At 47.4% G+C, this 20,778-nt stretch carries 15 protein-coding genes and 1 tRNA gene; 4 read left to right on the forward strand and 12 right to left on the reverse strand.

The genetic code is table 11. From position 1 onward, the window contains the following. Window positions 1-35: 35 nt before the first annotated feature. Complete coding sequence (locus QP339_RS00970; protein WP_284910042.1) at window positions 36-863, forward strand: undecaprenyl-diphosphate phosphatase; 828 nt, start codon at window positions 36-38, stop codon at window positions 861-863. A gap of 616 nt (window positions 864-1,479) precedes the next feature. Here QP339_RS00970 and QP339_RS00975 read toward each other — a convergent pair. After that, window positions 1,480-2,844, reverse strand: coding sequence for an aspartate kinase (locus tag QP339_RS00975; protein WP_070617392.1), 1,365 nt, complete (start codon window positions 2,842-2,844; stop codon window positions 1,480-1,482). 172 nt (window positions 2,845-3,016) lie between these two features. On the opposite strand from QP339_RS00975, the gene QP339_RS00980 reads away from it, so the two are divergent. After that, complete coding sequence (locus tag QP339_RS00980) at window positions 3,017-4,330, forward strand: amidohydrolase (protein WP_284910043.1); 1,314 nt, start codon at window positions 3,017-3,019, stop codon at window positions 4,328-4,330. 55 nt (window positions 4,331-4,385) lie between these two features. Here QP339_RS00980 and glgA read toward each other — a convergent pair whose 3' ends face one another. The 10 genes from glgA to QP339_RS01030 form a co-directional block, all read right to left on the reverse strand. Continuing rightward, the gene (gene glgA / locus QP339_RS00985; protein ID WP_284910044.1) at window positions 4,386-5,831 is read right to left on the reverse strand and encodes a glycogen synthase GlgA; all 1,446 of its coding nucleotides are present in this window, start codon (window positions 5,829-5,831) and stop codon (window positions 4,386-4,388) included. A 24-nt stretch (window positions 5,832-5,855) separates the two neighbouring features. Then, window positions 5,856-7,001 carry a glucose-1-phosphate adenylyltransferase subunit GlgD gene (glgD, locus tag QP339_RS00990; RefSeq protein ID WP_284910045.1) on the reverse strand — a complete coding sequence of 382 codons (1,146 nt, stop codon included), beginning with the start codon at window positions 6,999-7,001 and terminating at the stop codon, window positions 5,856-5,858. After that, window positions 6,988-8,130, reverse strand: coding sequence for a glucose-1-phosphate adenylyltransferase (locus tag QP339_RS00995; protein WP_284910046.1), 1,143 nt, complete (start codon window positions 8,128-8,130; stop codon window positions 6,988-6,990). The genes glgD and QP339_RS00995 overlap by 14 nt, the downstream gene beginning before the upstream one ends. Before the next feature lie 11 nt (window positions 8,131-8,141). Continuing rightward, window positions 8,142-10,100 (reverse strand): 1,4-alpha-glucan branching protein GlgB, encoded by a 1,959-nt coding sequence (gene glgB, locus QP339_RS01000; protein WP_284910047.1) that lies wholly within the window; start codon window positions 10,098-10,100, stop codon window positions 8,142-8,144. 241 nt (window positions 10,101-10,341) lie between these two features. Next, window positions 10,342-10,728, reverse strand: coding sequence for a lactoylglutathione lyase (gene gloA, locus QP339_RS01005; protein WP_067971571.1), 387 nt, complete (start codon window positions 10,726-10,728; stop codon window positions 10,342-10,344). A gap of 340 nt (window positions 10,729-11,068) precedes the next feature. Continuing rightward, window positions 11,069-11,302: a hypothetical protein gene (locus QP339_RS01010; RefSeq protein WP_284910048.1), complete on the reverse strand. Its 234-nt coding sequence runs from the start codon at window positions 11,300-11,302 to the stop codon at window positions 11,069-11,071. Continuing rightward, window positions 11,276-11,360, reverse strand: a tRNA-Leu gene (locus tag QP339_RS01015). The genes QP339_RS01010 and QP339_RS01015 overlap by 27 nt, the downstream gene beginning before the upstream one ends. Before the next feature lie 66 nt (window positions 11,361-11,426). After that, entirely contained in the window at window positions 11,427-12,227 is an 801-nt protein-coding gene (locus tag QP339_RS01020) for a hypothetical protein (protein WP_284910049.1), read from the reverse strand. A 286-nt stretch (window positions 12,228-12,513) separates the two neighbouring features. Next, the gene (locus QP339_RS01025; protein WP_284910050.1) at window positions 12,514-13,002 is read right to left on the reverse strand and encodes a SprT family protein; all 489 of its coding nucleotides are present in this window, start codon (window positions 13,000-13,002) and stop codon (window positions 12,514-12,516) included. After that, a complete protein-coding gene (locus QP339_RS01030; RefSeq protein ID WP_284910052.1) occupies window positions 12,992-15,139 on the reverse strand; it encodes a Tex family protein in 2,148 nt (715 codons plus the stop codon). The genes QP339_RS01025 and QP339_RS01030 overlap by 11 nt, the downstream gene beginning before the upstream one ends. Before the next feature lie 749 nt (window positions 15,140-15,888). Here QP339_RS01030 and QP339_RS01035 point away from each other — a divergent pair. Beyond that, window positions 15,889-18,558, forward strand: a complete 2,670-nt coding sequence (locus QP339_RS01035) for a cation-translocating P-type ATPase (RefSeq protein WP_284910126.1) — start codon at window positions 15,889-15,891, stop codon at window positions 18,556-18,558. A gap of 88 nt (window positions 18,559-18,646) precedes the next feature. Here QP339_RS01035 and QP339_RS01040 read toward each other — a convergent pair whose 3' ends face one another. Further along, window positions 18,647-19,330 carry a dihydrolipoamide dehydrogenase gene (locus tag QP339_RS01040; RefSeq protein ID WP_284910053.1) on the reverse strand — a complete coding sequence of 228 codons (684 nt, stop codon included), beginning with the start codon at window positions 19,328-19,330 and terminating at the stop codon, window positions 18,647-18,649. Window positions 19,331-19,510: 180 nt separating this feature from the next. Here QP339_RS01040 and QP339_RS01045 point away from each other — a divergent pair, with 180 nt between their 5' ends. Continuing rightward, window positions 19,511-20,707, forward strand: coding sequence for an O-antigen ligase family protein (locus QP339_RS01045; RefSeq protein ID WP_284910054.1), 1,197 nt, complete (start codon window positions 19,511-19,513; stop codon window positions 20,705-20,707). The last annotated feature ends 71 nt before the right edge of the window (window positions 20,708-20,778 follow it).

Consider the following 20,778-nt stretch of genomic DNA (forward strand, 5'->3'; position numbering starts at 1 on the left):
GCTAAGAAGTAACTCACAGAAAGGAAAAGCTGTCTATGCTTGAACTCTTAAAAATTATCTTAATCGGCCTGATTGAGGGCATCACCGAGTGGCTGCCCATCTCGAGTACCGGCCATATGATCCTCGTGGAGGAATTCGTCCAACTCCAAGTCCGCCCCGAATTCTGGGACATCTTCATCGTTGTCATCCAGCTCGGCGCTATCTTGGCAGTCATTTGGATTTACTTTAACCGACTCAACCCCTTCTCCCCGCAAAAAACTAAGGAAGAAAAACGAGAAACCTGGGAGACCTGGTTTAAAGTAGCGGTTGGCTGTATCCCTGCCGCCGTCCTCGGTCTCTTGATCGATGACTGGATGGAAGCCCACCTGATGAACTGGTTGGTCGTGGCCCTGGCTCTAATTATCTACGGTATCGCCTTTATCCTGGTAGAAAATTACAACAAGACCCGGACCAGCCAAGTCAACAGCATGCACGAACTCTCCTACCGACGGGCCTTTGAAATCGGCCTCTTCCAGTGCCTGTCCCTAGTGCCCGGCACCTCCCGTTCCGGGTCTTCAATCCTCGGGGCCACCATCATGGGCACCTCCCGTCCCGTTGCCGCTGACTTCTCTTTCTTTATGAGTATCCCCATCATGTTCGGCGCCAGCTTCCTAAAACTGGTCAAAGGCTTCCTTGAAGGCTTCCGCTTCACCGGACTCGAGCTCAGCTACCTGGCAGTGGGCATGGTCGTTGCCTTCCTGGTCTCCGTTATCACTATCAAGCTCCTCCTCCGCTACATCCAACGCAACGACTTCAAGCCTTTCGGATGGTACCGGATTGTCCTGGGATTAGTCGTTATCATCTACTTCGCTTGGATTCGTTAAGCGAGTCGTTGAAACAAAATAGTTAAGGAGCATGCGTTTCGCTTTTGAATTTAATTGTTAAATATTTTGAGAATCAATTTGTCTAAAGCCCTCTTGTGCCTTATCCATATTTCCCTAGCAGTCTATCGGCTAGAGCAAAGCACCTGTTCGATCAAGTTCAGTGCTTGGAGCAAAGTAACTTATGCGATAGCTATTCGAACAGCGTGATATTTCAAAAATCGATAGCGTTCAGAGTTGAAATCAAAGATATTTTCAGTAGCCTTGCTACGGCCTTACCGCCCAGTTTAGCTGGGCTTTTTTATTACAACAAAAAAGGGAAGACTTAGCTTCCCTAGTTACATTTTTTCTTTATTTTTAATCAAATTGATGACTAGCAAATAAAATGTTATTGCTATATCTATTACTTGTGAGCAGGAGTGGAGCGTTGAAGTTGGCCCTTAGCCATGAACAAGCAAGCGTAGCGAATTATGGAGAGTTGGCGCAAGCCTTACTCTCCGTTTGAGACTCGCTAGGTGAGGGACCTTGGCCCGAACCGGTGCTATGGCTCCTTAAGGGCTAAGTTCAAAAGCAGAACGGATGCTCACAAAGCCGATTTGGTAAAGAAGTGGTAATATCTTTATTTATTATCAGATTCGAAAAATTCCTTATAGATAGCGGCAACGGCGCGTTCTTCTTCATTTTCGTTGATACCAAACATAATGGAATTCTCGGATGAACCTTGGTTGATCATGTCGATATTAACCTGAGCTTCACCTAAGGCCTTGGTTGCCCGAGCCATCAGTCCAATCTTATGTCGCATATTTTGCCCCACCAGCATAACTAAGCAAAGATTGTCCCGTTTTTCCACCACGTCGGCCGCTGTCTTGACCTTGATCTCCACTAAGAGGTCTTGGAACTGTTTAGCAGTAATCATTTCTTCCTTGAAGACAATATCAATGTCGTCGATCCCCGAAACAATGTGTTCCAAACTGATATTATAATCTTCCAAGACATCCAGGACCCGGTTGATGAAGCCAACTTCCCGGTTCATCATGTACTTGCTGATGTAGATGGAAGCAAAACCAGACTTGCTAGCAACGCCAGCGAGGGGGTATTCAGATTCAGACCGCGTCCGGGTGATCTTAGTCCCTGGCGCTGTTGGATTATTCGTGTTCTTGACCACAACGGGAATCCCTTCCGCAAAAGCAGGATAGAGGGCTTCATCGTGGACAACAGAGAAGCCAGAATAAGAGAGTTCTCGCATTTCGGTATAGGTTAAGTCTTCAATCGGCACTGGCTTCTCGATAATACTTGGACTGGCTGAATAGATACAATCCACATCAGTAAAGTTTTCATACAAGGTCGCCTTGACCCCATTAGCCAGGATAGCCCCGGTCACATCGCTCCCCCCGCGTGAGAAGGTCACCAACTTGCCAGTCTTGGTAAAGCCGAAGAAGCCTGGGAAAATAATAATCTCGTCATAGTCTCTCAAGGCAAAGAGATTTTGATAGGATTCGGGCAAGATTTGGGCATTGCCCGGCTCGTCGGATAAGTAGAGGCCCGCTTCCTTCGGGCTAATATAGCGGGCAGGAATGCCTTCTGAGCGCAGGTAGGCGGCAATGAGTTTGGCACTATTATCTTCCCCGCTGGCTTTCAAAGCGTCCATGAAATAAGATTCTTCCGTCGTGTCCCCTTCAATCAGCTCTTGCAGGCTGTGGGAAATTTCACTCACAATATCCTCATCAATGGCCAGGTCCGTCGCAATTTCTTTGTAACGGTTGACAATTTGATTAAAGACATGAGAGACCCCCTTATTCCCATTAAGCACCTGAGAAGCTAAGTCGATTAAGAGGTCGGTCACCTTGGTATCTTCTGGAAAACGCTTACCAGGAGCCGAAACGACCACGATACGTCGGTCAGCGTCACTTACAATGATATCTTTAATTTTTTTAATCTGCTCAGCGCTTGCCACCGAGCTTCCACCAAATTTAATCACTTTCATCAGCATAACCTCATTCATGTTTAATTTTCTCATTTCTCTATAATATATCATACCTGTTCCTGCTAGACAAGAATCTTTCATTGGCTTTTTCAGGAAAGTATTGTTTTTCGACGGCCTTTAGGCTATGGTAGAGGTATTATATTTTGAACGCTAGGAGAAAGGGAGAATAACAATGAATGGGGACTTAGAGGCTTTATTAACGGCAGTTGATGACATGGAGGAGGACTTGATCCAGCTGAGGCGGGACTTCCACCAGTATCCGGAGACAGCCTGGTTGGAATTTCGAACGACTTCACAAATCATCACTTACCTAGAAGAAGCCGGGATTCCAGTCCACTTCGGTCCTGACCTGGTCAATCCCGACTTTGCCTGGGGGCGCCCTGACTATGCCAGTCGCCAAGCAGCCAGGGACCGCGCCATCGACCAAGGGGCTGATCCTCAGATTATCCGGCAGATGGCTGGCTTTCCTGGAGCAATCGCCCAAATTGATACAGGTCGACCGGGGCCCCACCTGGCCTTCCGCTTCGATATCGATGCCAATGACCTCCATGAAACACTGAAAGCCGACCACTTCCCTAACCAAGCCGGCTTCCGGTCAAAGAATCCGGATGCCATGCACGGCTGCGGTCATGACGGCCATACAGCTATCGGCCTCGTGCTCGCCAAAGTGGTCCACCATTACCAAGAAGATTTTTACGGGAAAATTAGCTTTATCTTCCAAATCGCCGAAGAAGGGGTACGCGGGGCCCGGGCCATGGTCGAGGCAGGCGTCTTAGAAGGTGTTGACTACCTCCTAGCCTGCCATATCCTGAAGAGCCCCGAGAATGAGCTGGCCTTCTATAGCGACTGGTCCGGCCTCTACGCCACTAGTAAATTCAATGTCAGCATCCACGGTCGGTCGGCCCATGCTGGCCTGGCCCCAGAGTCTGGCCACAATGCCATTCTCGCAGCCACCTCTGCCATCGCCAATATGAACATGTTTTTCCAGGATTCCCATGGCAATGGCCGACTCAATATCGGGACCATTAACGGTGGAACCGGACGCAATGTCATTCCCGACTTCTGTTACTTTGAAGCCGAGACCCGGGGGCCCAGCCGGGAAGTCAACCAGCACCTCTATGACAAGGCGGTGACCTCCATTCGAGCAGCCTGTGAGATCTATGACTGCCAGTATGAGCTAGAAATCGTCGGCGGCTCCATCAATGCCCAGGCCAGCCGCGAATTCGCCGAAAAGGTCTACCAGGCTAGCAAGGCAGTCCCCGACTTCGACCATTCCTACCGCCAATATGCCAACCGCGGAGCGACCGATGACTTCGCCTATATGATGCAAGCCGTCCAAGACCAGGGCGGCCAGGCAACCTACGCTGTCCTCGCCTGCCCCCTAGCTGCCGGCAACCACAACGATGCCTTCGACTTCGACGAAGCCTGTCTTAAAGCAGGCGCCAAAGCCTTCCTCTCTACCCTCTACCAGACCAACCGATGTTAATCATCCAACACAAAGGCCCTGCCCCAGAACTTGACTGGGGGCAGGGCCTTTTATTTTAGGCTTCCAATAAGGATTGGTAGACTTGGATATAATCTTCAGCCGGTCCTTGCCAGCTGAAATCGCGGCTCATGGCCTCTTGGATCAAAGCATGCCAGGCCTTCTTATCATGCTCATAAACATCAACCGCATAGTTAAGAATCTTCAAGAAGGCGCGGCCATTGAATTGGTTGAAGCTAAAGCCAGTTCCCTCGCCTGTAAAGTGGTTGTAGGGTTCAACTGTATCGGCCAAGCCCCCCACCTCATGGACTAGGGGCAGGGTTCCGTAGCGCATAGCAATCATCTGGGACAGGCCACAGGGTTCAAAGGCACTCGGCATCAAGAAGAGGTCAGAACCCGCATAGATCTGTTGGGCCAGATGGATGTCAAAGTCAATATAGGCACAAAAACGGCCTGGATACTTGTGCTCAAAGTAACGGAAGGAATGTTCAAATTCATCGTCTCCCGTTCCCAAAACCAAGACTTGGACCCGGCGCGTATTCAAGAGCTCTTCCGCCTTCTCCTGGATCAACTGCATGCCCTTCTGCGGTGTCAGCCGTGACACCAGACCCAATAGAACTGCATCTGGGTCTTTAGCTAGTCCAACTCGCTCCTGGAGCTTAATCTTATTCTTAAGCTTAGCGGACTGGACAGTCTGAGCGTCATAATTCACCGCTAGATTCGGATCTGTTTTCGGATTATTTAAGTCATAGTCAATACCGTTAATAATCCCCCGAATCTTAAAGTGGTTGTCACGCAAGCAGGCATCTAGTCCCTCACCGAATTCTGGCGTCTGGATCTCACCAGCATAGCGGGGACTCACTGTTGTCACAATATCGGAGAAGTTAATGCCCCCTTTGAGATAGTTAACCGCGCCATGGTGCTCACAACCCTTGTCGTGGAAGGTAGCGTCCGTCGTATTGAAATAAGAGTAAAGGGCTTCCTTGTCCGTCCAACCCTGGAATTGAATATTGTGGATGGTCAGGACCTTACGGATATCGCGGTAATCTTCCAGCCAATGGTACTTGTCCACTAGGAGGGCAGGAATCATGGCCGTCTGCCAGTCATTGACATGGATAATGTTTGGAATAAAGTCTACTTTCTGCATCATTTCAATCACAGCTAAGTCAAAGAAGGCAAAGCGTTCACAGTCATCCTCATAACCATACAAGGAAGGTCGGTTGAAATAATCCAAATTATCCACAAAGTAATAGGTTAAATCGTCTAAAATCAGGCGTTTGATCCCTACATAAGCTTGACGTTGGTAGCCCATCTCCACTTGGAAGTTCAAAAGGTCTTCACAAGCCTCCTTATACTCCTCAGACATGAGGGTGTAATAAGGAAGGACTACCCGAACATCAATGCCCTGGGCTTTTAGGGCCTTAGGCAGGGCATAGGACACATCGCCCAAGCCCCCTGTTTTAAAAAAGGGGGCTGCTTCAGCTGAAGCAAATAAAATTTTCATTTTTGTCTCCTTTAAACTATTGCATTAGGCTTTAATCCGTGTATTCTTAGCAACCACTAGGGGCTCTTCGGGCGTTCCTTCGACCACAGCCCCGGCCTCAACATAGACCCGCTTATCCAGGATGGCATGCTTGACCCGGGCGCCCTCTTCAATGACACAGCCTTGGAAGAGGATAGAATTCTCGACTTCTGCCCCCTCATGAACCTCAACCTTGCGTGAAATTTGCGAGTGGGAAATCTTACCTCGGATATCGGTATGGGTCGCGATCTGGGCATTGTGAACCTCAGCCTTTTTGCCGTAATAAGTTGGAGCCCCATTATGGGTCCGGGTAATAATCGGCAACTCGGTGTGGAAAAGGCTAGTGAAGGCTTCCCCTTCCAGCATGGAGAGACTGGTATCATAATAGGCCTTAACGGAATCAATATTGGCCACAAAGCCCTTGTGTTCATAAGCTTGGACGGTATAATCCAGGAGATATTTCTCAATAATTTGGTCGAGATTATCATTGAGGTTCTCCGCATTGGCCTTGTCAATAATTTCAAGCAAGATATTGGCAGGCATGATGGTCATGTTCATATCGAAGTTAACTGTTTCGCCTTCAATTGGCGTAACGCCTTCCTTAGCCAGGTCAGTCACATAGCCCTTGTCATCGATGGTCAATAAATTCTCATCAGGATGATATTCGACGAAACTCTTTTCCTTCTTAGCATACATCCGCATCACTTCGGCGCTGCCCGCTTCAAAAGTATCCAGCATGTCCACTAAGTTGACGCTAGATAGGATCTTAGACCCCGAAATAAAGACATACTCGCTATTGGCCCGTTCGATAAAGATCTTGTGGTCTTCATAGAAGTCACCAATCCGGCTGGCCGCTTCATAGAGAGCCTTCTTATGCTTCATCTGCGAATAAGTGAAGATCCCGCCTGAATTCGTATCCAGGTCCCAAGCCTGGCCGCTGCGGATGTGGTCATAGACGGACCGACCCGTTTCATTAATGAAGATAGCTGCTGAGCGCACATCGGCGTGTGACAAGCTCGACAGGGTAAAATCTAGAAGGCGATAGCGGCAGGCAAAAGGCAGGGCGCCAATTGGTCGACTATCCGTCAGCGGAGCTAGCTTGTTATCATCTTCAGTCATATTAATAATGGCACTTAATTTATTCTTCTTCATTGTCGCTACCTCCCACTACTTCTTCATAACCGACGACTTTAATTTCTTCTGGGGTCCCAATCACTTGGGCATTGTCCGCAATTTGGGCGCCTTCCCCGAGAATAGCATACTTAATCACGGCATTTTGTCCCACGCGCGCTCCAGTCATCAGGATTGACTTCTCCACTTGGCTGTCTTTGCCGATCTTCACGTCTTGTGAAATAACTGAGCGGTTGACCCGGCCACGGATGAAGGCTCCATCACAGACCATGGATTCCGTCACATCCGCCTCTTCCGTTAATAATTGAGGAGGTGACACGATATTTTTACTATAAATAGGCCAGTCATTTGAGCGAATATTGAGGGGGTGGTCAGGGTCCAGGAATTCCATATTGGCTTCCCAGAGACTTTCGATGGTCCCCACATCCTTCCAATAGCCATCAAAAGAGTAAGCATAGAGGGCTTCATCATTGTCCAGATAGGCTGGAATCACGTCTTTCCCGAAGTCTTCCATTTTTTCAGGGTCTGAAGTGAGATAGTCCCGCAGCTTGTCCCAAGTAAAGATATAGATCCCCATGGAAGCTAGGTTCGACTTGGGATGCTCAGGTTTCTCTTCAAACTCAATAATCTTATCATCGGCATCGGTATTCATAATCCCAAAGCGTGATGCCTCTTCCATGGGCACCGGAATGACCGCAACGGTACAGTCTGCCCCGTTGGCCACATGGTCTTCTAGCATGCGTTCATAGTCCATCTTATAGATATGGTCCCCCGACAGGACTAAGACATATTCCGGCTTCTGGCTATCGATAAAGCTAATGTTTTGGTAGATAGCATTGGCTGTCCCTCTAAACCATTTTTCCCCATCTTCCGTGGAAGAGTAAGGTTGGAGGACATAGGCGCCACCTTCGTTAGAATCTAAGTCCCAAGGCACTCCCACCCCAATATGGTCATTGAGGACTAAGGGTTCATACTGGGTCATGACCCCCACTTTTTTGATGCCAGAATTGGCACAGTTACTCAAAGGAAAATCAATAATACGGTATTTGCCTCCAAAAGGAACAGCTGGTTTGGCAATTTCTTTGGTTAATTTACCGAGGCGGGTCCCCTTACCCCCAGCAAGTATCATAGCTAATAGTTGTTTTTTCATAATGATCGAGATTACTCTCTTTCCCCTCCTTCAACTAAATCTTCTTTCTTTAATGGTTCTGGCCTCTCCGTCAAAAGCTGATCGGGCTTCAATAGGAAGGTCGACAGGGAGGGCAATACGACAGATAGCGAATAATCAAAGCCTTGGTGGGGCATTTGCTCTGCCGTATAAGTTTCCTGCTGGTATTCCCAATTGCCTCCAAATTCCTGCATTTCACTGTTCAAGAGGACACGATAAGTTCCTGGATACGGTACCCCCAAGCGGTAATTCTGACGTTCCACGGGGGTAAAGTTATAAGCACACACAATAAAATCTTCTGGATCTTGGCTCTTTCGGATAAAGGCTGCCGTAGTCTCCTGGTCATCATCCGCTTCCAGGAAACGGATACCTTCTGGGCTCAGGTCCAATTGGTGGAGGGCTGCTTGGTCTTGGTAGAGCTGGTTCAAACACTGGATGTAGTGCTGGTATTCCCGGTTATAGAGCCGGTCCAGGTCCTCCCATTCCAGCTGGCTGTAGAAGCGCCACTCTAAAAATTGGCCAATTTCATTGCCCATGAAGGATAATTTCTTACCTGGATAGCACATCCGGTAACCCTCTAATGTTCGCAAGTTTGAGAACTCATCATAACGCGTCTGCCCCGGCATCCGCCCTAAGAGGGATTCCTTGCCATGGACCACTTCGTCGTGGGAGAAGGGCAAGATGAAGTTCTCATGGAACATATACATGAAGGTAAAGTTCACTAACTTATAATGGTGAGACCGGTGGATGGGGTCCAAGCTAAAGAAATTCAAGGTATCGTTCATCCAACCCATGTTCCATTTGAAGTTAAAGCCCAAGCCCCCCTCAGAAGTGGGCCGAGTCACCCCATCCCAAGCCGTGGATTCTTCCGCAATCATGAGATAGGAGTCATCCCGCAAGAAAATCTCCTGGTTCAAACGGCGAAGGAAGTCTACCCCCTCCAAGTTGACATTATTGCCATAGCGGTTAGGCTGCCAGTCCCCAATATCATAGTCCAAGTAGAGCATATTAGAGACGGCATCCACCCTCAAGCCATCGACATGGAACTCCTCCAGCCAAAAAATAGCGTTCGAAATCAAGAAGCTGTGGACTTGGCTCTTGCCTAGGTCAAAATTATAGGTCCCCCAGCGATTATTAACCGCACGCTGGGGATCTTGAAATTCAAAGCACGGGGTCCCGTCGTAATAGGCCAGAGCATCATCATTGCGGACAAAGTGGCCGGGCACCCAATCCACCAAGACCCCAATCCCCGCCTGGTGGCAGGCATCCACAAAACGCATTAGGGGTTCAAAGTCGTGGCCGAAGCGACCTGCGATCGAAAAATAGCCCGAAATCTGATAGCCCCATGAAGCCTCCAAAGGGTGCTCCATCAAAGGCATGAATTCGATATGGGTATAGCCCATTTCTTTGACATAAGGAATAAGTTCCTTCCTCAAGTCATCGAAGCTATAAGCCGACCCATCCGGATGACGGCGCCAGGAGGACATATGGACCTCGTAGATGTTTAATGGCCGGTCATAGCGCTTAGCTTTCCGACGCTCGGCCAGCCACTCGGCATCCTGCCAGTCATAGTGGGGCAAGTTCTGGATCACCGAAGCTGTCTTGGGTGGGACCTCACTGGCAAAGGCGAAGGGGTCTTGCTTTTCCTTTTTACGCCCTGCTTGGTCCGTGATCACAAATTTATAGAGGTCCCATTCCTTAGCCCCAGCCTTAAAGATGGTCCAAGCCCCAGTCTCCCCCACTGCTTCAAGGGCCTCTTCCTGCCACTGGTTAAAGCTTCCAATAATTGCAACGGTCTTAGCCCGGGGTGCCCAGACTGTAAAACGATAACCCTCTTGGCCGGATTCATCGCGGCAAGGCTTGGCACCTAGAAAATGATAAGCGGAAAAATGATTGCCTAAATTGAAATAATACATTTCTGTTGCCAGTTGGTCTTTGGTCAATTGCGGCATATTCCCCCTCCTCCCTTTTTATAAAAACGCTTGCATTTATTTCTAAAAAAAGCGAGAACAAAGTTAATTGTTCTCGCTTTCTCCTAGACAAGGGATAAAGCTGTTCACAGCAACTTTATCCGAGCACCTACTTCCTGTAGTGTTGCTAAGCAACGTGTGCTCTCTATATTCTCAATACACAGTTAAGTGTACTCAGCTCATCGCGAGATAAGTATAGCACAGTTTCCACTAAAAAGGCAAGTTATTTCCAAGCCTCTTCGTCAATAACTTCAATCTTGTAGCCATCTGGGTCAGTCACAAAGTAGTAGAACGGCTCTGTCCCAGGTAAGCCGACATAGTCTGTTACAGGATAACCCGCTTCCTTATGAGCTTGGTGGAGTCCTTCGGCATCTGCGGTTACAATCGCAATATGCCCATAACCATTCCCTAAATCATAGGCTTCATGGTCATAGTTATAAGTTAACTCTAATTTATAGTCTTGGCCTGGTAAAGAAAGATAGCAAAGCGTAAATTCATTATCTGGGAAATCCCGACGCTCCACCTCTTCAAAACCAAAGGCATCTTGGTAAAACGTAATGGACGCTTCTAAATTTTTAACGCGTACACATGTATGATCCACTACTGGCATTCAATCATCACCTTTCCTTATGTCTATTCTACCTAACTTTCATCCTTTTTTAAAGAAATATGATAAAAAAATGATAAGTTTATCAAAGAAATTCTTTAAAGCACATAGCCCAGCACACTGATAGCTTTCTCTTTTTCAGAATGAAAAACTTATCCTAGCAAGCTTTCTTCCCTAAAAACCGACTCAAAACTTTTCTCAAAGTAAACAATAGCAGCCACAAACTGGCTAAGATCAGATTCCTTGTTAACATCATCATCAGGCCCAGACAGCCAGCCCCTCCTTTCATGACAGGTCATAAGTTCATTCTATCATGAAGTGAGGATATTTGCCTGCTTGATTGTTAAAAAGGCCCTCCTTTGTGGCAAGCATTTCGGGCAAGCGCAAACGATTTCGGGTGCAAAATGCATGCAAAAATATTTTTAATTCTTTGCACTTCTCCTGAAAGCTCAAATTTTTTTACAAATAGAAAAAGGCTAGAAAGCATTGCTTCTACAATACTTTCTAGCCTTTTCTCACATTCAGTAAGCTTCTTGAGCTTTTTTATGAATGCGGGTAACAGGACTTGAACCTGCACGGGAGTTACTCCCACTACCCCCTCAAGGTAGCGCGTCTGCCTATTCCGCCATACCCGCGTTGCTTAACACAAGATATATCTTACCGCATATCGGTTAAGCTGTCAACCGTTTTTCCTAATTTTTTTAGAAAATAATGTTCACTAAGAAAATATTAAGCAAGACAAAGCAAGCAATAGCGATTAATGCTGCATAGTAGCGGTTGATCCAGGATACCCGCGACTCATAGAGGTAATAGAGGAGCGGGATCGAAATCAGGAAGACGATGAACTCCAAGAGCATTAAGAAGAGAACCAGGATGGAGAAGAGCAAGGGCGCGATTAAACTACAGAGCATGGCCAAAATGGCGAGGACCACGGTCAGACTATTCATGCCCATAAAGCGCGTCAACCATTCCAAGTTGCTCTGGTCCAGCTTAAAAATCAAGCGCATGGTGGCCTGACTAATCGCGGCGATTAACCAGAACATCACAAAGAAGTACACCAAGGCCTGGATAAAGAACAACCAAGGATTAAAGTAATAATCAATGTTGGGTAAGATCGAGATGCTGGATAGCCAGGCATAATTAGAGAAAGCAAAATTCGCCATGGCTGTTAGGGTCACTGTATTGGTCAGGGTGAGGATCACCAGCATAGCCACCCCATAGTAGGAATTGATATAACTAGGATTTTGGATATTCTTAATCGGATTCTTCAAAAAGGCCAAGAAGCAACGGGAGAAGTCTTTGGCATAGGCGGTCCACTTCTCCTGGTCAGCCCGTCTTTTCCGGCTCATTTTTTTGGCCTTCTTATCTGTTTCTTCTTCAGTCTGACTGTCCGCTTCTTGCAGGTAGAAATCTTGCTCAGTCTGGATAACCTGCCCACACTTAGGACAAACCAGGTCATCCTCTGCAAGCTGGCAGTCACAATTTTGACATCTTTTAATCACGGCAGACTCCTTTCATTTTAATGTAAGGGTGTGAGAAAAGGCGTTCAGAAAGGGCTGACTGGAGGCAAAGAGGATAAGAGCGGCTTTAGCCGATCGTTCCACTTTGCAGAAGTCACGCTCTTTCTGCCTTTGCAAACCCAACTAAGGGTGCGAGCAGTTGCGCCCTGACTTGAATGAGTGGAGGCCAAACGGAAAAGAACGGCTTTAGCCGGTCGTTCCGATTGGCTGAAGTCACTTCAAGTCTGCAACTGCGAACCCAACTAAGGGTGCGAGCAAAGGCTAGCCCTTAACTGTCACCAAGGCCATCTTCAGGCCCCTCGACTTGTACTAAGACCCCTAAGCAGTCGCCACACATGGCGCGAGGGTTGATGCGGCGCTCGCGCTCATAAAGTTCATGGCAGTATTGACAGCGGTAGTAATAGAGCTTCCGCTCGGAGGGATCAAGCAAGTCGGGCACATAGTCAATCCCCCCAACTGCTTCTAAAAGCTCCTTGAATTGCGAGTTGCCATGCCGGTAACCACTTCCTTGTCGGTAAAGGTGGTAGTGGCAAAGCTCATGGCGGATCACTTTAACGAGCAGGTCTTGGTCATAACGGTCAAGAATTCTAGGATTAAAATCTAACTTACAGGACGGGGAATGGAAGCGGCCGCCGGTTGTCCGCAAGCGCCGGTTCCATACCGCCTGGTGGCAAAAAGGTCGTCCAAAGTCTTCAAGAGACACCTTCTCCACTAGAGCCTGTAAGGCAGCATCTGAATAAGTCTTTTTAATTTTCAATCATCGTCAGTCCAATCCGGCCTGTTTGGGTATCCACCGATTCCACCCAAACATTGACAATTTCACCCACAGCCACGACATCACTTGGGTGTTTCACAAATTTCTTGCTGAGCTTGGAGATATGGACCAGGCCGTCCTGCTTGACACCAACGTCGACAAAGGCCCCAAAATCGACCACATTGCGGACGGTTCCTTGTAAGGCCATGCCTTCTTTGAGGTCACTCAGTTTCAAGACATCTGAGCGCAAGATTGGCGCATCCAAGTCATCCCGCGGGTCGCGACCAGGTGCCAGGAGGGAATCTTGGATGTCCGTGAGGCTCTCTTCCCCTATCTGGTAATCAGCCGCAAGACGTGAAATATTCCAGTGTTTAATCTGCTGGCGGACAGCATCTTCATGGATGTCGGCCAGGTCAATGCCCTGGTCAGCTAGAATTTTATTAGTGAGTTTGTAGCTTTCCGGGTGGATAGCCGTCGCATCGAGGACTTCTTCCCCGTTGAGGATACGCAAGAAGCCGGCACATTGTTCGAAGGCTTTAGGACCTAAGCGGGAAACATCCTTGAGTTCTTTACGGTTCTTAAAGAGCCCATTGTCATTGCGATGGGCCACAATATTCTTGGCCACCGACTTGTTGACGCCTGACACATGGACCAGCAAGGAAGGACTCGCCGTATTCAAGTTCACCCCTACCCGGTTCACCACGGTTTCGACGGTAAAGTCAAGAGAGTCGGAGAGTTCTTTTTGGGAGACGTCGTGTTGGTATTGGCCGACCCCAATGGATTTCGGATCAATCTTCACCAATTCTGCCAGCGGGTCTTGGAGGCGGCGGGCAATGCTGACGGCAGACCGTTCTTCGACATTAAAGTCTGGGAACTCCGCCCGGGCCACTTTACTGGCGGAATAGACCGAAGCCCCGCTCTCATTAACAATCATATATTTGAGATTTGGGAAACGATTTTGGATTTGGTCGGCCACGAATTGCTCCGATTCCCGACTCGCGGTCCCATTCCCAATGGCCACCATTTCTACCCCATATTTTTCAACTAGTTGGCCGAAAATTTTAGCAGCTTCTTCGACTTTATTGACTGGGTGGGTTGGATAGATAATTGCCTTATCGAGGAATTTCCCCGTTTCATCCACCACCGCGAGCTTGCATCCGGTACGGAAGGCAGGATCGAGCCCGAGGACAACCCGGCCCTTGAGCGGAGCCTGCATGAGCAGGTGGTAGAGGTTGTCAGAGAAGGTTTCAATGGCGTGGGCTTCAGCCTCCTCGGTCAATTCGGAGCGGATTTCCCTTTCCACTGCCGGCAGGAGGAAGCGCTGCATGGCGTCCTGGATCGCTGCCTGGAGCTCCTTCAAGCTGACAGGGTGCCCATCGATCACCTGGTTAACTAAGTACTCTAAGACTGGAAATTCATCAAACTCAAAGTTCAAGCGCAGGATTTTTTCTTTCTCGCCGCGGTTCAAAGCCAGAACTTGGTAGGGTTTGAGCTTACCGAGAGCTTGGGAGAAGTCATAGTAAACCTTGTAGACTTGCTTATTATCTTCCGCTCCCTTGGCCTTCTCACTCACTAACCGCCCTTCTTCTTTGACATAGCGGCGCAGCCATTGCCGGTAGCGAGCCGTTTCGCTGATCCACTCACAGAGGATTTCATGGGCTCCAGCTAAGGCCTCTTCTAGGCTTGTGACTTCATCAGTGACATACTTGGCCGCTTCCTCTTTAGGGTCCCCCGTTTTAGGACTGGCATAGAGCCATTCAGCCAAACCTTCCAAGCCTTGGTCTTTGGCAATCGTTGCCTTGGTCCGGCGCTTGGGTTTGTAGGGTTCATAGAGGTCTTCTAATTCTTGGAGCTTATCTGCCTTTAGGATTTCTTTTTTCAGCTTGGGTTCTAGCTTACCTGCGGCTTCAATGGTGTCGAGAATCGTTTCCCGGCGTTTCTCCAGATTTTCAATATAATCATAAGTTTTTTGGATCTTACGAATTTCCACTTCATCGAGGGATCCCGTCTGTTCCTTCCGGTAGCGGGCGATAAAAGGAACCGTATTGCCCTCCTCCAACAAGCTGAGGACACTTTGGATTTGTTTCTTCGAATAAGTCGGCATCTCTTGATGCACTAACTTCAAATAATCTTCATTCATGAATATTTGACACCTAACTTCCTTTAAAAATTCCCTTATAATTTTTTTATTATAACACGCGAAATATAAGTAAATCTAATTTTACTTGCACGCTATTAATGCAATGCTTTTATTCTCTATCCTACTGATTCTAGATATAGTAAAATTGATAGATATTTTATCGAGTTACATTCTTATTATAAAATTTTTGAAGCTTTGTCAACGTAGCTAGCGTTAGATTATCTATTCTCTTTCTATTTCGTGCATTATTAAGAGAAGAACGCGATGGTATTTCGCACTCTACACAAATCTCATAAATTGAAAAATCACTATCGAATAAAAGATATTCAATTTCTTTAGTATTAATTATCATACTGCTTACCTTCCTAAATAAAGACAGGGCTTACGCCCCGTCTAATTCAACCTTCTCTATGCTGCTCCATTATAGCATTCTTCTCCTACTTGCACACCTTAAAATAATTAACAAGAATTCGAGTTAAAAATTGCATTTTCTTCTTTTATCCTCTATACTAACTATACATATTAGTGTACAAATCATAAGGGAGTAACCTGCAGCATGTCTGCGGTAATATCAACAGGCGCAGTCAATTGTATTGCTGGTATTACCTTAATTTGGTGAGACTTATGCTACTGGGGGACGACAGTAGTATGAGTCTTTTTTTACACTATTATATAATAAACTGCTCAGTTGAGCGAAGAAGGAGTGTTTATAATTGGACCAACAAGAGTTAGGGAAGAAGTATTTCACCATGGATGTTCCTGCCGTTGAAGATGAATTCCAAACGTCAACGACAGGCTTGACCAATGCCCAAGCCAAAGAACGCCTGGACCAATACGGCCCCAACGAGATCCAAGAAGGTGAAAGTAAGTCTACTTTCCAAAAGTTTATTGATCAGTTCAAGGACCTCATGATCATTATCCTGCTTATTGCAGCTGTGCTTTCCGTTGTCCTGGAAGGCTATGAGGGGATGGTCGACGCGATCATTATTCTTGCCGTTGTTATTATTAATGCCATTCTTGGGGTTATCCAAGAGAACAAGGCTGAAGACGCCATTAATTCATTGAAAGAAATGTCTTCGCCCCAAGCCAATGTCCGCCGTGACGGTGAGATTCGTGCCATTGATTCACGCGAAATTGTGCCTGGCGACGTTGTTTTACTAGAAGCTGGGAATGTTGTGCCAGCCGATATGCGCTTGATCGAAAGCAATTCTTTGCAGATTGAAGAAGCGGCCCTTACCGGGGAATCTGTACCTGTTACCAAGAACTTAGAATTGGCGGACGACACAGCAGCTATCGGGGACCGTAAAAATATGGCCTTCTCCTCCACTAACGTCACTTATGGACGCGGTGCCGGGATCGTTACTGGGACTGGAATGAATACAGAAGTCGGCCATATCGCGACCATGCTGGATAATGCCGAAACTAAGAAGACGCCACTCCAGGAAGACCAAGATAAGTTGTCTAAATTCCTTACCGTGGCAATCATTGTTATCGCTGTTATTATCTTTGTGGTTGGTTTAGTTCAAGGCCGCTACTGGGTCGATATACTCTTAACCGCGATTTCAATCGCCGTTGCTGCCCTTCCTGAAGGTCTGCCAGCCATCTCAACCATTATCCTCGCCCTGGGGACACAAAAGATGGCCGACCGCAATGCCCTTGTGCGTAAGTTGCCAGCTGTTGAAACCCTGGGTGGAACTGAAGTGATTTGTTCCGATAAGACAGGTACCCTGACCCAAAATAAGATGACCATCGAAAAGGTCTACTACAATGGCCAAATCCATGATGCTAGTGAAGACATTGACTTCGAAGAACCTGTCTTCAAGATCATGAATATGGCGAATGACACCACGGTTTCATCCGACAAGAGCCTGGCTGGGGACCCAACCGAGACCGCCATGGTTCAATTCGGGATCGACAAGGGTTTCAAACTCGATGAAGCTCTCCAAGCCCAACCTCGGATTGGTGAAATTCCTTTCGATTCTGAACGTAAGATGTCAACCACTGTTCATCCAAGCTCAGACAAGGCTCAAGGTCAATTCGTTGTGATGACGAAGGGTGCGCCTGACGTTATTATTGACAACTGTGACTATTACTATGAAAATGGTCAGATCCATGAAATGACCGAAGCCTACCGTGACAAACTCTTAACAGCTAACCACGATATGGCTGTTGAAGCCCTGCGTGTCCTCGCTATGGCTTTCAAGTATATCGATGAAGAAGCTGACGAGTATACCAGTGAAGAACATGAACGTCATTTGGTATATGCTGGTATGGTCGGTGAAATCGACCCTGAACGTCCAGAAGCTAAGGACGCGATCGCTACCGCTAAGGCAGCTGGTATCCGGACTGTTATGATCACGGGTGACCACCAAACAACAGCTGCTGCCATTGCAGAACGTTTAGGTATCATTACCGAAGAACATGATGAATCTGCGGTAACCACTGGGGCTTACCTCGATACCATCGACGATCAGCAATTAGAACAAGAAGTCGAACAATACTCTGTTTATGCTCGGGTTGCCCCTGAACATAAGGTAAGAATTGTTCGCGCTTGGCAATCCAAGACCCACAACAAGGTTGTTGCTATGACCGGTGACGGGGTCAACGATGCACCATCCCTCAAACAAGCCGACATCGGGATTGGTATGGGGATCACTGGTACAGAAGTTTCCAAGGGTGCTTCCGACATGGTGCTGGCTGACGACAACTTCGCCACCATTGTCCATGCGGTCGAAGAAGGACGTAAAGTCTTCGCTAATATCCAAAAAGCGGTTCAATACCTCTTATCAGCTAACCTAGGTGAAGTCATGACCCTCTTCATTGCCACCTTTGCCAACTGGACGATCTTAGAACCTATCCATATTCTCTGGATTAACCTGGTTACCGATACCTTCCCAGCCATCGCCCTAGGTCTAGAAGAAGCGGAACCTGACGTGATGGAACACACCCCACGCGGTCGCCGGACCAACCTCTTATCTGGTGGGGTCTTGGAAGGCATTATCTACCAAGGGATTTATGAAGGTGGGATTACCCTCTTCGTTTACTGGTATGCCATTAACCGGATGCAGGTCGAACACGTTGACGCGGAAGCCATGGCCTTCTTAACCCTGGCCTTTATCCAATTGGCCCACGCCTTCAACTGTAAGTCCGTATACCGGTCACTCTTCTCAAGTAATCCATTTAACAACAAGGCCTTCAACTTGGCCATCCTAGTTTCTGCTGCCATGCTGATCATTACCGTCTTTGTTCCAGGCTTAAACGATGCCTTCGGTACCATCCACTTGGTTAATGATCCAAATGCCGGTCAAATGTGGACAGTTATCATTGTTGCTGCCCTGTCTATCATCCCTTACGTAGAGATTATCAAATTCTTCCTACGTCAATCCGGCTATGCAGCCAAATCAGAAGATCACAAATAAGAAGCCAAGTCTCTTAACTCGGCTTAAGTAAAAAACAGAGCCTCCTGTCCAAAAGACGGGAAGCTCTGTTTTTGTGTTGTCGAAAAAATTAAATAAAAAGATCCAAAATATCGCTTAGAGACTTTCCAAAAATGGTCTTCCCTTCCTCTGCTTCGGCCTGCTCAAGGGCCTCTTGGCGGTAGCCATTGCTATGGAAGTGGATAGTTTCATCTTTATGACTTCTCTCTTCTTTCGCAGACTGGTCATCTGCTGTCTCTGGCAGCTTTTCTAAATAAGCGTAGGAGAAACAATACTTAGCTGGGAGGACGGCTTGGGACTGACCGTGGTTGTCGTAGCAGCGAAATTCCAAGTCCCCCTGGTCATTATAGCGATAGGCGTAGGCCAGAAGCCAGTGATTACCATAGGGAGACCCTAGGAGACCTGCTGTTCCCACGACAAAGGGCCCGTAGCCTGCAGCCATTAAGTCAGGGACTTTAACTTCTGAAAAGAGACCGACCTTAACCCGGTAGCCCTGGGGTCCCAAGAGACTGTCTAAGCCCGAATAAATGTTCCAAATAAAGGTACCCTTGTGTAAGTGCTTGTCATCGACTAACTCTTGGCTGGCCCCGAGTAAGCGGCCCGGGTCCAAGGCCCGTCCTGTATCAGCCAGAACACGGTCATGGACTAAGGCAGCAGTGACATAGGACCCACAAATTCCAGGCTCCTCGCGGTTAATCCAACTTCTATATTTTGCAAAGCGGTCTGCTGGCAGACCCTGCCATTGTTCAACCATTCATTTCCCTCCATATCGCGAATATCATATTCCTATTCTACCATTCTTACTTGCCTTTGTCAGAGGATGAGGATCGGCCGAGCAAAGCTGGTCTTGATTTTAGAAATTCTTTGTACTTCTCTAGCTATAACGTGGTATCATAGTAACTAATGATAAGTTATAAAGGAGGAGGTGATTCGCATGAAGACCCTCTCAAGCGATCGTTTACCCTGGGACCTGCAAGCCCTGCTCTTGATGATCTTATTAATCAGCAACTTCTTCCCCTTCTATATTACGGTCACCGTAATGACGGTCATCTTTATTATTTTAGGGGTCTGCGGGCTTTTTCGCCCCAGCTTTACGGATAATAGTGGGGTCATGGCAGCCTTTTGGATATTTATCGCTTACAATATTAGCATTTCCCTCGTCTATCAAAACTGGTTGGGTGTCCTCATATCTTTTGGCTTTGCTATCTACTTAATTTTTTTCAAGTATTATTTTGATGCCATCAAGCCTTATTTTGTGGAAGACTTGATCAATGTCAGCCTTATCGCCAGTTTTATTCTTTTTATTTTTGCCCTGCTCGAGCACTTTCAGTTCATCCAGGAATGGGACTACACCTTTATTTCCGAAGCTATGGGCAAGCAGCATGCGGACCGGGTCGAAGCGACTTTTTTTAATCCGAATTACTATGCTATGATGCTTGAATTCTTCATCATTATTGGCCTCTACAAGTTGACGCGAACCAAGAAATTGCGAAAGAAATTAGCCTTCGCCTTCATTACCCTCTGTAATCTGTCCGCTATATTCTTTACTGGAGCTAGGACCAGCTTTATGGTGGTTGTCGGATCAATCGTCGTCTTCTACTATGTTTACGGCTACCACAAACAGGCCTTGGTCAGCTTAGGGCTGATGGGGCTTGGCGTTCTTGGTTTAATGGTGACCGACCTCTTCCCCCGCATGGACTCCCTATCTTGGGCCTTGGGGGACCGGATCCATATCTGGCAGACAGCCTTGCGAGCGCTCCGCCATAACTATCTCTTTGGTCAGGGGCCCTTGACCTACTTGCAGGTTTGGAACGAATATCCGGGAGGAAAATCAACCATCCATTCCCACAGCATCTACCTGGACCCCCTCCTCAGCTATGGGATTGTCGGGTGCAGCATCCTCTTTCTCCCTTTCTACCGCTTTGCTAGCTTGATTAATACCATGAGAAAGCATCCTGCTCTCCGTCTTCGTTTGGCCCTGATCTGCTCCTTTATTTCCATTGTCCTCCTCCACGGTCTCCTAGACCTGACGATCTTTTGGATCCAAACCAGCTTCCTCTTCCTTATCATCGTCCTACCGATTAAAAATATGATCCAAGAAGCCGAAGCCGGACTCTATCCCGAAAAATAAAAAGAAGCCTTGACCCTTTCAGTCCAACTGATTGGTCAAGGCTTCTTTTAATATGATAATTGATTGCTCAA

Origin of the sequence: Aerococcus sp. UMB7834 (assembly GCF_030215145.1) — a bacterium.
Lineage (GTDB): Bacteria > Bacillota > Bacilli > Lactobacillales > Aerococcaceae > Aerococcus.